The organism is Amycolatopsis sp. NPDC089917, assembly GCF_040684635.1.
GTDB lineage: Bacteria > Actinomycetota > Actinomycetes > Mycobacteriales > Pseudonocardiaceae > Amycolatopsis.
Genome location: NZ_JBFBGL010000003.1, coordinates 206,218 through 220,238 on the forward strand (window position 1 = coordinate 206,218; position 14,021 = coordinate 220,238).

At 69.3% G+C, this 14,021-nt stretch carries 15 protein-coding genes; 3 read left to right on the plus strand and 12 right to left on the minus strand.

Translation table 11 applies throughout. The features are described 5' to 3' along the window. The first annotated feature begins 284 nt into the window (after nt 1-284). Nucleotides 285-2,102, plus strand: a complete 1,818-nt coding sequence (locus tag AB0N89_RS04330; protein ID WP_364200053.1) for an FUSC family protein — start codon at nt 285-287, stop codon at nt 2,100-2,102. Here the strand turns inward: AB0N89_RS04330 and AB0N89_RS04335 are convergent. From AB0N89_RS04335 to AB0N89_RS04385, 11 genes are all read right to left on the minus strand, one after another. Next, the gene (locus tag AB0N89_RS04335; RefSeq protein ID WP_364200055.1) at nt 2,099-2,692 is read right to left on the minus strand and encodes a hypothetical protein; all 594 of its coding nucleotides are present in this window, start codon (nt 2,690-2,692) and stop codon (nt 2,099-2,101) included. The two genes, AB0N89_RS04330 and AB0N89_RS04335, sit on opposite strands and share 4 nt — an antisense overlap. 78 nt (nt 2,693-2,770) lie before the next feature. Continuing rightward, entirely contained in the window at nt 2,771-3,631 is an 861-nt protein-coding gene (locus AB0N89_RS04340) for a DivIVA domain-containing protein (protein ID WP_364200057.1), read from the minus strand. Between the two features lie 54 nt (nt 3,632-3,685). Further along, nucleotides 3,686-3,961: a YggT family protein gene (locus AB0N89_RS04345; protein ID WP_005155180.1), complete on the minus strand. Its 276-nt coding sequence runs from the start codon at nt 3,959-3,961 to the stop codon at nt 3,686-3,688. Between the two features lie 114 nt (nt 3,962-4,075). Further along, nucleotides 4,076-4,675 (minus strand): cell division protein SepF, encoded by a 600-nt coding sequence (locus AB0N89_RS04350; RefSeq protein ID WP_364200059.1) that lies wholly within the window; start codon nt 4,673-4,675, stop codon nt 4,076-4,078. A gap of 82 nt (nt 4,676-4,757) precedes the next feature. Then, nucleotides 4,758-5,489 (minus strand): YggS family pyridoxal phosphate-dependent enzyme, encoded by a 732-nt coding sequence (locus tag AB0N89_RS04355; RefSeq protein ID WP_364200061.1) that lies wholly within the window; start codon nt 5,487-5,489, stop codon nt 4,758-4,760. After that, nucleotides 5,486-6,193 (minus strand): peptidoglycan editing factor PgeF, encoded by a 708-nt coding sequence (pgeF, locus tag AB0N89_RS04360; protein ID WP_364200063.1) that lies wholly within the window; start codon nt 6,191-6,193, stop codon nt 5,486-5,488. Before pgeF ends, AB0N89_RS04355 begins: the two co-directional genes overlap by 4 nt. A 73-nt stretch (nt 6,194-6,266) precedes the next feature. Further along, nucleotides 6,267-7,589 (minus strand): cell division protein FtsZ, encoded by a 1,323-nt coding sequence (ftsZ, locus tag AB0N89_RS04365; protein ID WP_364200065.1) that lies wholly within the window; start codon nt 7,587-7,589, stop codon nt 6,267-6,269. 250 nt (nt 7,590-7,839) lie between these two features. Continuing rightward, nucleotides 7,840-8,610 carry an anti-sigma factor gene (locus AB0N89_RS04370; protein WP_364200067.1) on the minus strand — a complete coding sequence of 257 codons (771 nt, stop codon included), beginning with the start codon at nt 8,608-8,610 and terminating at the stop codon, nt 7,840-7,842. Further along, complete coding sequence (gene sigK, locus AB0N89_RS04375) at nt 8,607-9,218, minus strand: ECF RNA polymerase sigma factor SigK (RefSeq protein WP_364200069.1); 612 nt, start codon at nt 9,216-9,218, stop codon at nt 8,607-8,609. The genes AB0N89_RS04370 and sigK overlap by 4 nt, the downstream gene beginning before the upstream one ends. Next, nucleotides 9,211-9,951, minus strand: coding sequence for a DUF1365 domain-containing protein (locus AB0N89_RS04380; protein WP_364200071.1), 741 nt, complete (start codon nt 9,949-9,951; stop codon nt 9,211-9,213). Before AB0N89_RS04380 ends, sigK begins: the two co-directional genes overlap by 8 nt. Further along, a complete protein-coding gene (locus AB0N89_RS04385) occupies nt 9,945-11,267 on the minus strand; it encodes an FAD-dependent oxidoreductase (protein WP_364200073.1) in 1,323 nt (440 codons plus the stop codon). The genes AB0N89_RS04380 and AB0N89_RS04385 overlap by 7 nt, the downstream gene beginning before the upstream one ends. Before the next feature lie 42 nt (nt 11,268-11,309). Between AB0N89_RS04385 and AB0N89_RS04390 the strand changes: the two genes are divergently transcribed. Together AB0N89_RS04390 and AB0N89_RS04395 are read left to right on the plus strand one after the other, a co-directional pair. After that, the gene (locus AB0N89_RS04390) at nt 11,310-12,581 is read left to right on the plus strand and encodes a cyclopropane-fatty-acyl-phospholipid synthase family protein (protein WP_364200075.1); all 1,272 of its coding nucleotides are present in this window, start codon (nt 11,310-11,312) and stop codon (nt 12,579-12,581) included. After that, nucleotides 12,581-13,366 carry a DUF1295 domain-containing protein gene (locus AB0N89_RS04395; RefSeq protein ID WP_364200077.1) on the plus strand — a complete coding sequence of 262 codons (786 nt, stop codon included), beginning with the start codon at nt 12,581-12,583 and terminating at the stop codon, nt 13,364-13,366. The genes AB0N89_RS04390 and AB0N89_RS04395 overlap by 1 nt, the downstream gene beginning before the upstream one ends. Here the strand turns inward: AB0N89_RS04395 and AB0N89_RS04400 are convergent. Continuing rightward, nucleotides 13,353-13,862: a DinB family protein gene (locus tag AB0N89_RS04400; RefSeq protein ID WP_364200079.1), complete on the minus strand. Its 510-nt coding sequence runs from the start codon at nt 13,860-13,862 to the stop codon at nt 13,353-13,355. The genes AB0N89_RS04395 and AB0N89_RS04400 overlap by 14 nt on opposite strands. Between the last annotated feature and the right edge of the window lie 159 nt (nt 13,863-14,021).

The following is a 14,021-nucleotide window of genomic DNA, read 5'->3' on the forward strand; positions in this document are numbered from 1 at the left end:
GCCGGATCCCTTGCCGAACAGGTGATACACGCCCGCCTGCCCGCGCATGTACAGGAAGAGGACGCGAAGTTTGCGGGCCGGATCGGCGGGAGTTCGGGACGTCAGGCGTCTCGAAAGTGGCTTTCGCGACACTGGGCGCCGCCGGAGACCACCTGTACCGACGCCTCACAGGACGCGCCGCTCCCGCACACGGGTTGCGAAAGCCACTTTCACGACCCCAGGGGCCGAGTTGCCGTCCCCGCCATCGCATCTAGGTTGACGGGTATGTCGATCAACGGGGTCCGATGAAAGGGCCCGGACTCCTCGTCGTCCTGCTGGTGGTCCTCGGCGGCGTCAGCGGGCTCGGATTCCTGCTGGGACTGGGCAACGCGGCCGTCTTGGCGGCGCTCACCGCGCTCTTCTGCCTCATGGCCGCGGTCGGCGGTCCACTGTGGGCGGATCTGCGGCTGCTGGCGTGGTTCGCGCCGTCGCTCGTCCTCGCGGTCGGCGTGCCCCGGCTGCTGGGGGCGGTGTCGCAGTGGGCGGCGATCGGGCTGCTGGTCGTGATCGTGGTCGTCGCCGGACTGCTGCCCGCGCTCGGAGCGCGGTTCGTCACGGTCGGGCTGGGGCTCGGCATGGCATCGCTGTTCGGGTACGGCTTCCAGCTGACGGGAACGGCGACGGCGGGGCAGATTCTGGGCGCGCCGGCGCTCGCGGTGGGCGTCGTGCTCCTGCTGCGGGTCCTGATGGGAGCGAAGGACCCGGCCAAGCCGACCAGGGACGCACTGGCCGACGCGCTCGCGTCGAGCACCTCCGAAACGCAGGAACGCGCCGCGAAACTGTGGCTCGCGGACCGGCCCCGTCGCTGGACCGGCAGGGTCCTCGGCGGCGTGTTCCGCTACCGCGCGGCCACCGGATTGCTGGAGATCCGCCGGAAACGGCTGGACCACGACGAAATCGGCGAAACGCTCGACGCGGCCGGGGAAGAAGCCATCAGGCTCGCCGAGGCCGTCCGAAGCGCCACGGCGCCGGACGACGTCGAATCGGTGCGGCGCAAGGAACCCGCCGGACTGCCCGGCGCCACGGCCAGGCTCGTCACCGCGCTCTGGGACGCCCTCGAAACCATCCGGACCGCGGCGACCGAACGCGACGAGTCGCGTGTGGACGTTCCGAAAGGACTCCGGAAGGAACTGCGCCGGATCGAGTTGAGCGGCGCGCTTTCCTGGCAGTCACCGCAGTTCCGGCACGCGCTCCGCTGCGGGCTCGGGCTGGCGCTGGCGCTCGTGGTCGCGAGTTTCCGGCCCGGCGACCCGCTCACCGTGTCGTTCCTGCTCGGCACTTTCGCCATCATGCAACCGGAATGGCGGGACAGTCTCAGCAAGGCCTGGCAGCGCATCGGCGGCTCGCTCGGCGGCGCCGTCGTGCTCACCCTCGTCCTTTGGCTTCTGCCGCAAGGGTTTCTGCTGCCGATCGGGCTCATCGCCCTGCTGGGCGGCTTCTCGTTCATGCGGACACGGCCGGCGGTGTTCAACGGCTGCATGGTCCTGATGTCGGTCGGCATGAACGCGACCACCAGGCATCTGGACCCGCGTTACGTGCTCGTCGAGTACCTGCTCCTGATGGTCCTCGCGGGCGCCATCGCCCTGCTGTTCGGGTTCGCCGCGATCCCCGGCGTGCCGAAACCCGGCCCGGCGGAACGGTTCGAGCGCGCGGTCGGCGCCACCCAGGTGCTGCTCGGCTCGGTGGGACGGAAACTACGCGGCGAGGACGTCGATCCGCGGACGCTCGGCCGCGAATTCCGCACCGCCGCCGTCGCGCACCACGGACTGCTCGCCGCGGAACCGGGCACGAAAGAACCCGCGCCCGGGCAACGGGACGCACTGGAGAACGCCGCCGAAGCCTTGCGAGGTCTGTCCGTCACGGCGTCGTCGCTCTTGCTGCTGTCCGGACCGGCCGACGTCGCGGACGCCGTCGGCGAAGCCGCACGCGCGCTCGGAACCGAAGAGCCCGCGGAGATTCCGGTGCCACCAGACGCCGACGAGGAACAGCGTTTGATGCTCGACACGATCGCCGCCGACGTGATCACCGTCGGCGAAGCGGCTCAGACGCTCAAGAACGCCTAGCTGTCGGCCTTGCTCTTGTCGCGGTGCTGCCCGGCGATCTCGGCGTCGGGCGTGCACAGCGCGCACGGGGTGAACCCGAGCTGCCGCGCCTCACCGATGCCGAGCGGAATCGTGTCCCGCGCTTCGAGCCACGCGCACGATGTCACGTGATAGCGCGGGTACTCGTCCACGACGACGACCTCGGTCTCGAGTTCGGAGACGATCGCCACATCCTCGGGATCGCTCTTCTCCTCGCCGGGGTCGCCGTTGCGCTGAGTCCCCGGAGCCTCGTCGGTGTCGTCGAGTTCACCGGCGGCGGGCATCAGGACGGTCTGCTCGGCGTCCTCGGATTTTTTCTCGTCGTCCGCGTCACTCTTTTCGGCCGCCGTCGAATCGTCGGCCTCTTCGGCGTCGCTCTGCTCGGCGTCGGAATCCGCGTCGGTCTCGGCCGCGCGCTTCTTGCGGCGGCGCAGCCAGTCGAAGACGAGCAGCAACCCCGCGACGACGGAGAGACCGATCGAGATCCAAGCCCACAGGGAGTTCGCGGTGATGAGCGCCGCGACGAGCAGCCCCAGAGCCGCCAGTACCAGTACCAGGACGATGTAGAGCACGCTGAATTACAACACGAGTGACAAGCGAAACGGCCCCGACCCTCCGGAGAGTGCCGAGGCCGTTCCACTGTGTAGAAATCAGCCCGCTTCGGCCCGGGGGCCGAACGAGTAGCCCTGTCCGCCGCCCGAGGACGACGCCGACTGCCCCGAATTCGTCGAGGACGCCGACGCGGGAGCGGCCGAGCCGCGGTCGTCGAGCTCACGCAGCTGGGACTCGAGGAACCCGCGCAGCCTCGTGCGGTACTCCCGCTCGATCGTGCGCAGCTCTTCGATCTTCTTGCCCAGCGAGCCCTTCTCCGCGTTCATGTTGTTCATGGTCTCGGTGTACTTGCGCTGAGCTTCGCGCTCCATGGTCGTCGCCTTGTCGCGCGCCTGGCGCTCCAAGGTTTCGGCACGGGTCCGGGCGTCGTTCAGCATGGTCTCGGCGCGGGTGCGCGCCTCGTTCACCATCGAGTCCGACTTCGACCGCGCGTCCGAAAGCAGCTGCTCGGACTTGGTCCGGGCTTCGGCGAGCATGCCGTCCGACTCGGTCTTGGCCTCGGCGGTGAGCCGGTCGGCCATCTCCTGCGCCAGTCCGAGCACCTTCGCGGCCTGGACGTTGGGCTCCCCGTTGTCCGGCACCATCGAGTGGGCCTGGGTCTGCTCCATCGCCGACTGCGGCGGCACCGGCGCCAGGCGGCGCGACGGCTCGTCGCGTACCTGCGGCGGCGGGCCGACGGCGCCGGCCTTGGCGTTTTCGAGCTCACCACGCGTGGTCTCGAGCTCGTTGTCGAGCTGCTCGACCTGCTGCCGCAGCTCGTTGTTGTCCTCGATCAACCGGGCAAGCTCGGTCTCCACCAGGTCGAGGAACGCGTCCACCTCGTCCTCGTTGTAGCCCCTTTTGCCTATGGGCGGCTTGCTGAACGCGACGTTATGCACGTCAGCGGGGGTCAACGACATCAGATCACCTCACGCACTCCATGGCCTGCAGGTCCACCCGGGCTTCCCCGAAAATCACCCTGGCGTTGCCAGCTGCATCGCGAAGAACACAACCAACAGCAGCACCATAATCGATAAGTCCAGTCCGACGCCGCCGATTCGTACGGTCGGGATGATTCGTCTGAACAGACGAACCGGAGGGTCGGTCACTGTGTAGATGGTCTCGAGCGTTACCGCAACCCCTCCGGCAGGACGCCACTCGCGAGCGAAAGCACGCACGAGTTCGACGACGATCCGTGCCGTCAGCAGGAGCCAAAAGGCGAACAGCACGTACCAGACGACCAGCAACACAGCATTCACGTAACCACTCTGCCATGCCCCGCGTCAAAAGACGCAGTTGACGGGCCCGAGATGCCGATGAGTCGACAAAATCACATCCGGCTGCGCCCAGCGGTCACCGGGTGATCAGCCGCGCAGGAATAATCCGCCTTCGGCAATCCGCCGACGGTCTTCCGCGGTGACGTCCACATCGGGCGGTGAGAGAAGGAACACCTTGTTGGTGACCTTGTCCATCGAGCCGCGCAACGCGAAGGCGAGCCCCGCGGCGAAGTCGACGAGACGCTTCGCGTCCGCGTTCTCCATCTCCGTGAGGTTCATGATCACCGGGATGCCTTCCCGGTAGTGCTCCCCGATCGCACGCGCCTCCGCGTAGCTCGTCGGGTGCAGCGTCGTGATCCGGCTCAACGGGTCACGGACGGCCGGGCGGACCGGCTCGGTGACCGGACGCAGCCGCGCGACCGGCTCCGGCTGTCGGTCGATCGCCAGTGCCCCGTGGACCGCCGGCTCCGGACTGGCCACGGAGCGTGACCGAGGCCGGGGCGCGGGCTCGTCATAAGTGTCTTCGACTTCCCGGTAACGTCCACCCCGTGACCGGGCAGGCGGCTCGTCGTCGTACTCGTACTCGTCCTCGGCGTACCCTCGCCGGTAGTCATCCTCGACGTCGTAGCCGTCTTCGTCCGCGGGCACCATCCCGAAGTAGGCCTTCAGCTTCTGCAGCGCGCTCATGCCTCTCCCTAGCCTTAGCCGCGTCCCGCACCGTGCTCCCCCGCCCTCGCCGCCACTCCCCGTAACGACGAGACGGTATTCCCTAGGGCGAGGCTAAACCGCGTCCACCGAGCAACGCGGTTCCGACACGCACACAGGTCGAGCCGTGCGCGATCGCCTGTTCGAGATCATTGCTCATTCCGGCGGAGATCTCACGGGCATTGGGGTGATCTTCCCGTAGACGCTCCGACGCACGAGCCAGCTTCTCGAACGCCTCTACGGGGTCAGTACCCAGCGGAGCCACTGCCATAAGCCCTCGGAGGCGAATATCACCCACATGGGCTATCCGCTCCGCCAACTGGCCCAGTTCGCTCACCCGAGTGCCCCCGCGCTTCGGATCGTCATCGAGACTTACTTGAATGAGGACGTCCAACGGGTGATCGCGTTGCCCGGAATCGAGCGCCGACCTGGTGGCTTTCGCGAGCGCGTCGGCCAGGCGCTCGGAGTCGACGGACTGGACCTCGTCGGCCCAGCGCACGACCGATTTGGCCTTGTTCCGCTGCAGGCTGCCGACCATGTGCCAGCGGACGCGGGCGTCCGGGCGCAGAGCCGCGACCTCTTCGGCCTTCGCCCCCGCCTCCTGATCGCGGTTCTCGGCGAGATCGAGCGCGCCGAGGTCGGCGAGCAGAGCCGCGTCGAGCGCTGGGAAGGTCTTGGTGACCGCGAGCAGTTTGACCTCGCCGCGTTCCCGGCCCGCGGCCTCGCACGCGGCCGCGATCCGCTCTTCGACCTCGGCGAGGGAAGCGGCCAATTCCCCCTTGCGGGCGTCACTCACGACGCGTCCAGCCAAGTGATACCCGCGATCCGGCCGGTGGTGCCGTCGCGGCGGAAGCTGAACAACGTCTTGTCTTCGTTGGTACAGCGCGGATCGACGCCGATCTTGCCGACGCCGAGGTCGGCCAGCTGCCGCCAGAGGCCCGCGCGCAGGTCGAGCCCGGGCGTGCCTTTGCGGGTTTTGCAGGCACTGCCGGGAACGTGCTTCTCGACGTCGGCGGCCATGTCGGCGGGGACTTCGTAGCAGTCGCCGCAGATCGCGGGACCGAGCAGCGCTTCGGTCCGGGCCGGTTCGGCGCCGAGTGAGCGCATCGCCTCGACCGCGGCGGGGACGACGCCGACCCTCGCGCCGACGCGGCCCGCGTGGACCGCGGCGACGACCCCGGCTTCGGCGTCGGCCAGCATCAGGGGCACGCAGTCGGCGACGAGCACCACGAGCGCGAGACCCGCCTGGGCGGTCACGAGCGCGTCGGTCGCTTCGGCGGCGGAGGTCTCCGAGCCGTCGACGACGGTCGCGGTGCGGCCGTGGACCTGCTCCATCCACGCCAGCCTGTCCTCGGTCAGGCCGAGTTCGGTGGCGAGGCGTTTGCGGTTGGCGTAGACGTCGCCCGCGTCGTCACCGACGTGATCACCGAGGTTGAAGGTGTCGTAAGGCGGCCGGGAAGCCCCGCCCGCCCTTGTCGTGACAACCCGCCGTACCCGCACGAATTCCTCCTGGACCTGAGTGAAGGCCCCCTCGACTGTAGTCAAGGAGGCCTTCACGGAACGTACTGGCGAACTATCGCCGCATGAACGGCGGCACGTCGACCTCGTCGTCCGACGGATCGTCATGCACCGGGGTGGCGCGGCCGGGCAGGCTGCCGTGGGTCGAGTTCGACCCGATCGGCGAGTAGCCGCGCGAACCGTTGGCGGGCTGCGGGAGCCCGCCGCTCAGCGAGCCGTTGCCCTCGGTGCGGGTGGACGGCATCGGCGTGTGCGTGCGCGGCGGCGCGACCGGGTAGCCGTTGGACCCGGTCGACGGGACCGGCGTGGCACCCGAAGGCGGGCCCTGCACGGGCGTCGCCCCGCCACCGGCCACCTGGCCGGCCTGAGCGGACGCGGTCGAGTTCGAGCGGGAGCCGAACGCCGGCGGGTCGAGCTTCTTGTGGGTCGGCGTTCCGGCGTCGAAACCGGCCGCGATCACGGTGACCCGGACCTCGTCGCCGAGCGAGTCGTCGATGATCGTCCCGAAGATGATGTTGGCGTCGGGGTGCGCGGATTCCTGCACCAGCGACGCGGCCTCGTTGATCTCGAACAGGCCGAGGTCCGACCCGCCCGCGATCGACAGCAGCGCGCCGTGCGCCCCGTCCATCGACGCTTCCAGCAGCGGCGAGTTGATCGCCTTCTCCGCCGCCTGGATCGCCCGGCCCTCGCCGCGCGCCGAGCCGATGCCCATCAGCGCGGAGCCCGCGCCGGACATGACGCTCTTGACGTCGGCGAAGTCCAGGTTGATCAGACCCGGCGTGGTGATCAGGTCGGTGATGCCCTGGACACCCGAAAGCAGCACCTCGTCGGCCGAGCGGAACGCGTCCATCAGCGAGACGCCGATGTCGCCCAGCTGCAGCAGCCGGTCGTTCGGGATGACGATGAGCGTGTCGCATTCGTTGCGCAGCTGCTGGATGCCTTCTTCGGCCTGCTTGCTGCGGCGCTTGCCCTCGAAGGTGAACGGGCGGGTGACGACGCCGATGGTCAGCGCGCCGAGCTTCCGCGCGATCTGGGCGACGACGGGCGCGCCACCGGTGCCGGTGCCACCACCCTCGCCCGCGGTCACGAACACCATGTCGGCGCCCTTGATGACCTCTTCGATCTCTTCGCGGTGGTCCTCGGCGGCCTTCTGCCCCACCTCGGGGGCGGCGCCGGCACCGAGGCCGCGGGTCAGTTCCCGGCCGATGTCGAGTTTGACGTCGGCGTCGGACATGAGCAGTGCTTGAGCGTCGGTGTTCACCGCGATGAACTCGACACCCTTGAGGCCGACCTCGATCATGCGGTTCACGGCGTTCACGCCGCCGCCGCCGATACCGACGACCTTGATCACCGCAAGGTAGTTGTGCGGGGGCGTCATCGGGGCCGCCTTCCTGATCGTGTGTGCCCGTGCTGCCCGCCGGTCGCTGAGCGTTTGCCGAACCCTCGAGCTGAAGTTCAGATTGAGAGTTATGTCAACTGCCGACGTTGAAGCAGGACGGTATGCACCAGGCTGGCTCGAATCCAGTAGCCACGCCGTGTGTCGCAAAGGTGTTTTGCCACAACATCTTCGCGGGCGCAAGAGCGAGACCCGGTCGCAGCGGCGAACGGCGGCCTGGTAGAAGCGAAGATCAGGTCGGCATGGACATGACCATGACGACGTCCTTCGACGGCGTCCCGGTCGGCGATCCGCCCGCCTGTTCGACGCTGAGCGCGAACTTCTCGGCCCCGCTGAGACCGTCGGCGACCAGCACCGCACCGTCCTGACCACCGGAAATGAGCCCGGCGGGCTTCGGCGCGGTGCCCGGGTACATCAGCCACGCCTGGTACGTCCGGCCCGGATCGTTCTTCGGCAGCTGCGCCGCCATGAAGACGAGCCGGTCCTTCGCGCGCGACATCATCACGGTCCCGCCGCCCCCGGCGGAGGTCTCGGCGTGCCCGGTCCGGAGATCGGCGGCCGCGAGGACGTCGGCGACCGGGGTGTACCGGTCCGCGTACTGCGCGGCGCGTTCCCGCGCGGCGGTCAGCTGGGTGTGGTTCTCGTAGGCGATGCCGCCGAACACGGCCGTGCCCGCCAGCCCGACCACCGCGGCCGCGGCCGCCGCGATCGCCCAGCGCGGGGCGCGGCGCCGGTCCTTGAAGCGCTCCCCCGACCCGGCGCGCGTCTTCGGCGGCACCTGCCTGGTCGCCATCGCCTCGGCGAGCACCCGGCGCTTGAGCTCCGGCGGCGGGTCTTCGGCCAGCGCGGCCCCGAGCCGGGTCGCGGTCGCCTGCAGTTCGAGGACCTCTTGGGCGCACGGAGCGCACTCCCCGAGGTGCCGCTGGAACTGGGCACGCTCTATATCGGACAACGCGTCGACCGCGTAAGCGCCGGTGAGCGTGTGCATTTCGGGCATGGTCATGCCGTCACCCCCAAACAGTCCCGGAGCCGGATCAGGCCGTCCCGGAGGCGGGTCTTGATGGTTCCGTGCGGGGTCTGGAGCACTTCCGAGACCTCGCGATAGGTGTAGCCCTGGTAGTAGGCGAGCAGCACGGATTCCCGTTGCAGCTCGGTGAGCGTGGTCAGGCAACGGCGCACCTGCGAACGCTCCCAGCGCGCCGCGACGGCTTCCGACACCTCGTCGAAGGGCCGCGCGCGGGCGGCTTCGAAGGTCGCCTTGACCTCGCGGTCCGAACTGGCCCGTGCCGATCGGACGCGGTCGACGGCACGACGATGCGCCAAGGTCATGGCCCAGTTCAGCGCGCTCCCCCGCTCCGGGGAGTAGCGCGTGGCGGTGCGCCACAGCTCCACCATGACCTCCTGAGTGACCTCTTCGGACTGTGCGGCGTCACGGAGGATGCGCCGCACCAGACCGAGGATCGGTCCGGCGAGCTGGTCGTACAAGGCGTCGAAGGCCCGCTCGTCCCCCTTGGCGACCCGGACGAGCAGGTCCTCGGCCGTCGGGCCCGCCGGTTCGCCGTCGGGTTCGGGAACGGGCGCCATCCGGCGGGGAAGTGCCGATTCATCCATCAAGTCTGCCTCCGGCCGTCTGTGGCGTCCGCGGGGTGATCGGCGCCTTCTTCACCCACAGTTTGATCCCATGCCGCCGGATCAGCGCGGAGACCCGGTGCGGCATGAGCGGACGGGTGATCAGCAGGTGCGCCAGCCACCTCGTGGTGGCGGGCCGCCGCACCCCGCGCAGCGACGCGGTCAGCGGGGTCGTCTCCCCCTGGCGGAGGGCGATCTTGACCGAGAGCAGCGACTCCGGCTTCGGCACCTCCATCCGGTACTCGCCCTCCATCGACTGGAACGGCGAGACGTAGAACTCCTTGTCCGCGAAGGCGTTCCCGGCCGCGTCGGGACGCAGGAGGTACGCGTGCCTGCCCCGATAGGTGTTGTGGACCTCGGCGACGACACATTCGAGCCCGCCGTCGGGCCGGTGACACCAGTAGAGGGAGATCGGGTTGAAGTTGTGCCCGAGCATCCGCGCGCCGGCGAGCATCAGCACCCGGCCGCCCTGGAGGTCGACGCCGCGTGCCGCGAGCCACCGGTCCAATTTGGACCGGATGCTGGAGGTGTCCTCGGGCGCGAAGTGGTCTCTCGGGTCGAAGCGGGCGAAGGGCCGAAGCCACCACGGCAGCTTCGGCAGCCTGTCGAGGTCGACGAACCACAGATAGACGCGGTGGGCGAACGAGATCGGCGGATCGTTGCGCCGGACGTGCGCCACCGTCGCGTCGTAGAGGACTGCCATGGCGGTCACCATCGCACTCCGAAGCTCTCGGCCGCGCGGACGCCGGACGCGCAACCGTCCTCGTGGAACCCCCAGCCGTGATACGCGCCGGCGAAGGCGACCGTGCCGTCGTTGAGGTCGGGCAGACGGCGCTGGGCGGCCACGGACCCCGGCGTGTAGACGGGGTGCTCGTAGGTCATCTTGGCGAGCACCGAACCGTCGTCGGGGGCGGTGCCGGGATTGAGCGTGACGACGTAGCCGGTCGGCTCGTCGAGCCGCATCAGGCGGTTCATGTCGTAGGAGACCTGGACCGCGCCCGCGTTCGCGCCACAGGCGGGGGTGGCGTAGTTCCAGCCCGCCCGCGCCGATTCCGCCGTCGGGAGCACGCCGGTGTCGGTGTGCAGCCATGCCTCGTTGCTGGAGTACCGGAACGAGCCGAGGACGTCGCGTTCGTCGTCGGTCGGCGACGCGAGCAGCTTCAGCGCCTGGTCCGCGTGCGTGGCCAGGACGACCTTGTCGAGCCGGTGCCGGGTGTCGGCGTCGTCGCGGACCTCGATCCCCCGCCCGGTGCGCCTGACCGAACGGACCGGCGTCGACAGGTGCACGGCGGTCAGCTGCTTGGCGGCGCGTTCGACGTACTCGCGGGAGCCGCCGACGACGGTGCGCCAGCGCGGGGACCCGCCGACCGACAGCATCCCGTGGTTGCGCAGGAACTCGAACAGGTAGCGCGCGGGGTACTGGAGCGTGTCGGCCCGGTCCGCCGACCAGACGGTCGAGACCACCGGCAGCATGAAGTGGTCGACGAAGTACTTCGTGTACCCGCCGATCGCGAGGAACGCGCCGAGCGTGACGTCGCCGGCTTCGGGCGATTCGAGGACGCGCTTCGCGTGCAGGTGGAAGCGTTTGACGTCGGCGAGCATCCGCAGGTAGCGCCCGCGGGCGACGTTGCGCGGCTGCGCGAACAGGCCTTTCATTCCCTTGGCCCCGGCGTACTGGAGGCCGCAGCCGTCGCAGCGGATGCTCATGGACATCTCGGTGTCGCGGGTGGCGACGCCGAGCTCGCCGAACAGGCGCAGCAGGTTCGGGTAGGTGCGCTCGTTGTGCACGATGAACCCCGAGTCGACACCGACGGTGCCGCCGTGCGCGCTCGGGACGTCGTGGGTGTGCGCGTGCCCGCCCAGCCTGTCGTCGGCTTCGAACAGCAGCACTTCGTAGCGGCGTTGCAGCAGGTAGGCGGCCGTGAGGCCGGCCACGCCGCTGCCGATGACTCCGATGCGTAGACCCTTGGTGTGCACGAAGGGGATTCGGAACAGGGGCCGGGCCGGATTGGACCGGGTGAACCGGGGCATCGTGCGACCCATCCTTTTCCTGTCCGGGGTCGAATGACGACTATGCCCAACAGCCCCGCGTCTCGCCTAGTCCCGTTCGTCGAGCGGCTCCTCGGCGGCTCCCTCCCGGTCGGTCTCCGTACCTGGGACGGCGTACGCGCCGGTCCGCCGGATGCCCCCACCGTGGTCCTCCGCAACCGCCGCGCCCTGCGCCGTCTCCTCTACGCCCCCGGTGAATTGGGCCTGGCCAGGGCCTATGTCTCGGGTGATCTCGATGTCGAGGGCGACCTGGCCGACGGTTTCCGCCGGATCTGGGCGCTGAGCCGCTCGGGTGCCGCGCGCGGCGCGAAACTCGGTCCGCGCGAGTGGGCCGAGGCGGCGCGGATCGCGGTGGGCCTCGGCGTCGTCGGACCGCCGCCCAAACCGCCCGCCGAAGAGGCCAGGTTGTCCGGGAAACTGCACACCCTGCTCCGCGACAAGTCCGCGATCGCGCACCACTACGACCTCAGCAACGCCTTCTACCAGCTGCTGATGGACGAATCGATGGCCTATTCGTCGGCGTACTGGACGTCCGACGAGGACGGTTACGACCTCGAACAGGCCCAACGGGACAAACTCGAACTGATCTGCCGCAAGCTCGGCCTGCGGCCGGGGATGCGGCTGCTCGACGTCGGCTGCGGCTGGGGCTCGCTCCTGGTGCACGCCGCGAAGCACCACGGGGTCCAGGCCGTCGGGATCACGCTGTCGGCGGAACAGCTGCAGCACATCCGCGGCAGGCTCGCCCAGCACGACCTGGAGGATCGCGTCGAGGTCCGCCGTCAGGACTACCGCGAGCTGACCGACGAGCCGTTCGACGCGGTCGCCTCCATCGAGATGGGCGAGCACGTCGGCGAGGAGAACTACCCCGAGTACACGCGGACGCTGTACCGGATGCTCAAGCCCACCGGGCGGCTGGTGCTCCAGCAGATGTCACGCGGCGCGGTGGCGCCGGGCGGCGGCGCGTTCATCGAGCGCTACATCGCCCCCGACATGACGATGCGGCCGCTGAGCCGCACGCTCGGCCATCTGGAGACCGCCGGTTTCGAGATCCGCGATGTCCACGCGCTGCGCGAGCACTACGTGCGTACGGTCCGGGCATGGGAGAAAACGCTCGAAGGCAACTGGGACGACGTCGTGTCGCTGATCGGTGAGTCCGGCGCGCGGGTCTGGCGGCTCTACCTGGTCGGCGGCGCGCTCGCGTTCGAGGAGAACCGGATGGGCGTGGACCAGATCCTCGCCGTCCGCTCGTCCGACGCGGGCTTGAGCGCGCTGCCCGCCACCCGGGAGTGGTCCTGATGCCGCTCGGGGGGACTCTCGCGGTCACGGCGGGCGCGACGCTCGTGGCCTTCGTCGTCACCTTCGGCATCGCCCGGTGGCGCAAGCGGTACGACACCGTCGACACGCTCTGGGGGCCGGGCTTCGCGCTCGTCGCGGTGGTCGCGGCCCCGCTCGGGGACGGGTCGGTGGCGCTGCGCGTGGTCACCGCGCTGCTGACCGCGGTCTGGGGGGTGCGTCTCGGCGTCCACCTCCACCTGCGCAACCACAAGCTGCCCGAGGACCCGCGCTACGTGCGGATGGCGGAGAGCGCCGGGGAGAATCCGGCGCTCAAGCTGTTCGTCCGCGTGTACCTGGTCCAGGCGGTGGTGCTCTGGTTCGTCTCGCTGCCGGTCCAGTTCGCGATGTACGGCGACTCCTTCGGGGTGACGGCGTGGCTCGGCGTCGCGGTGTGGCTGGTCGGCTTCGGGTTCGAGACGATCGGTGACGACCAGCTGCGCCGCTTCAAGGCCGATCCGGACAACAAGGGGAAGGTCCTCGACAGCGGGCTGTGGCGCTACACCCGGCATCCCAACTACTTCGGGGACGCGTGCGTGTGGTGGGGCCTGTACCTGCTGGCGTGTTCCAGCTGGGTGGGGGCGGCGACGATCCTGTCGCCGATCGCGATGACGTACACGCTGGCCAAGGGAACCGGAAAACCTTTGCTGGAGAAGGGTTTGCAGCGTTCCCGGCCGGGATACGCGACCTACGTCGAGCGGACCAGCGGGTTCTTCCCGCTGCCCCCTCGCAAGCTCACTCCCCGGTGAGACCGTCGATCATTTCGCGCAGCAGGTCGAGGTGGCCGGCGTGCCTGCCGGTCTCCTCGACCATGTGCGCGAGCACGAACCGGACGTTGACCTTGCGGTCCCCGCGGAAGGGGACCTCGTCGTCCAGCCCCATCCTCTCGACGACCTTGCGGCTCCGCTCGCACTCGGCCTCGTAGGCGGCGATCAGCTGCTCGATCGGGGTCTTCATGGCGACCCGGAACTCGGCGTCCGGGTCGGCTTCGAGGGCCTCCTTCCAGAGGTCCTCCTGACCGTCGAGCACGACGTTGAACCAGTACTGCTCGACCAGGGTCAGGTGCCCGAGCAGCCCGGCGACGGTGGTCAGCTCGCTGGGCACGAGCGGCCGCCGGGCCTGCTCGTCGGTGAGGCCGGAGCACTTCCACACCACGGTGGCGCGGAGGAAATCGAGAAAGCCGTTCAGCTGGGTGCGCTCGTCACCGGTGAGCGGTGGTTCGGGACGCTTCGGTTCTTCGGTCATGGTCGTGCAGTCTGCCGGTTTCCTCCCGGCATCCGCCATCGAGATACCGTTCGGGAGCTTGTCCACCATCTGCCGCAGAGCCGTGGTCCATGTCCGAACGTGATCCCATCGTTCGAGTGAAACCAGCGGTAGTTAGCGCCCCGGAAACATGACGACCAC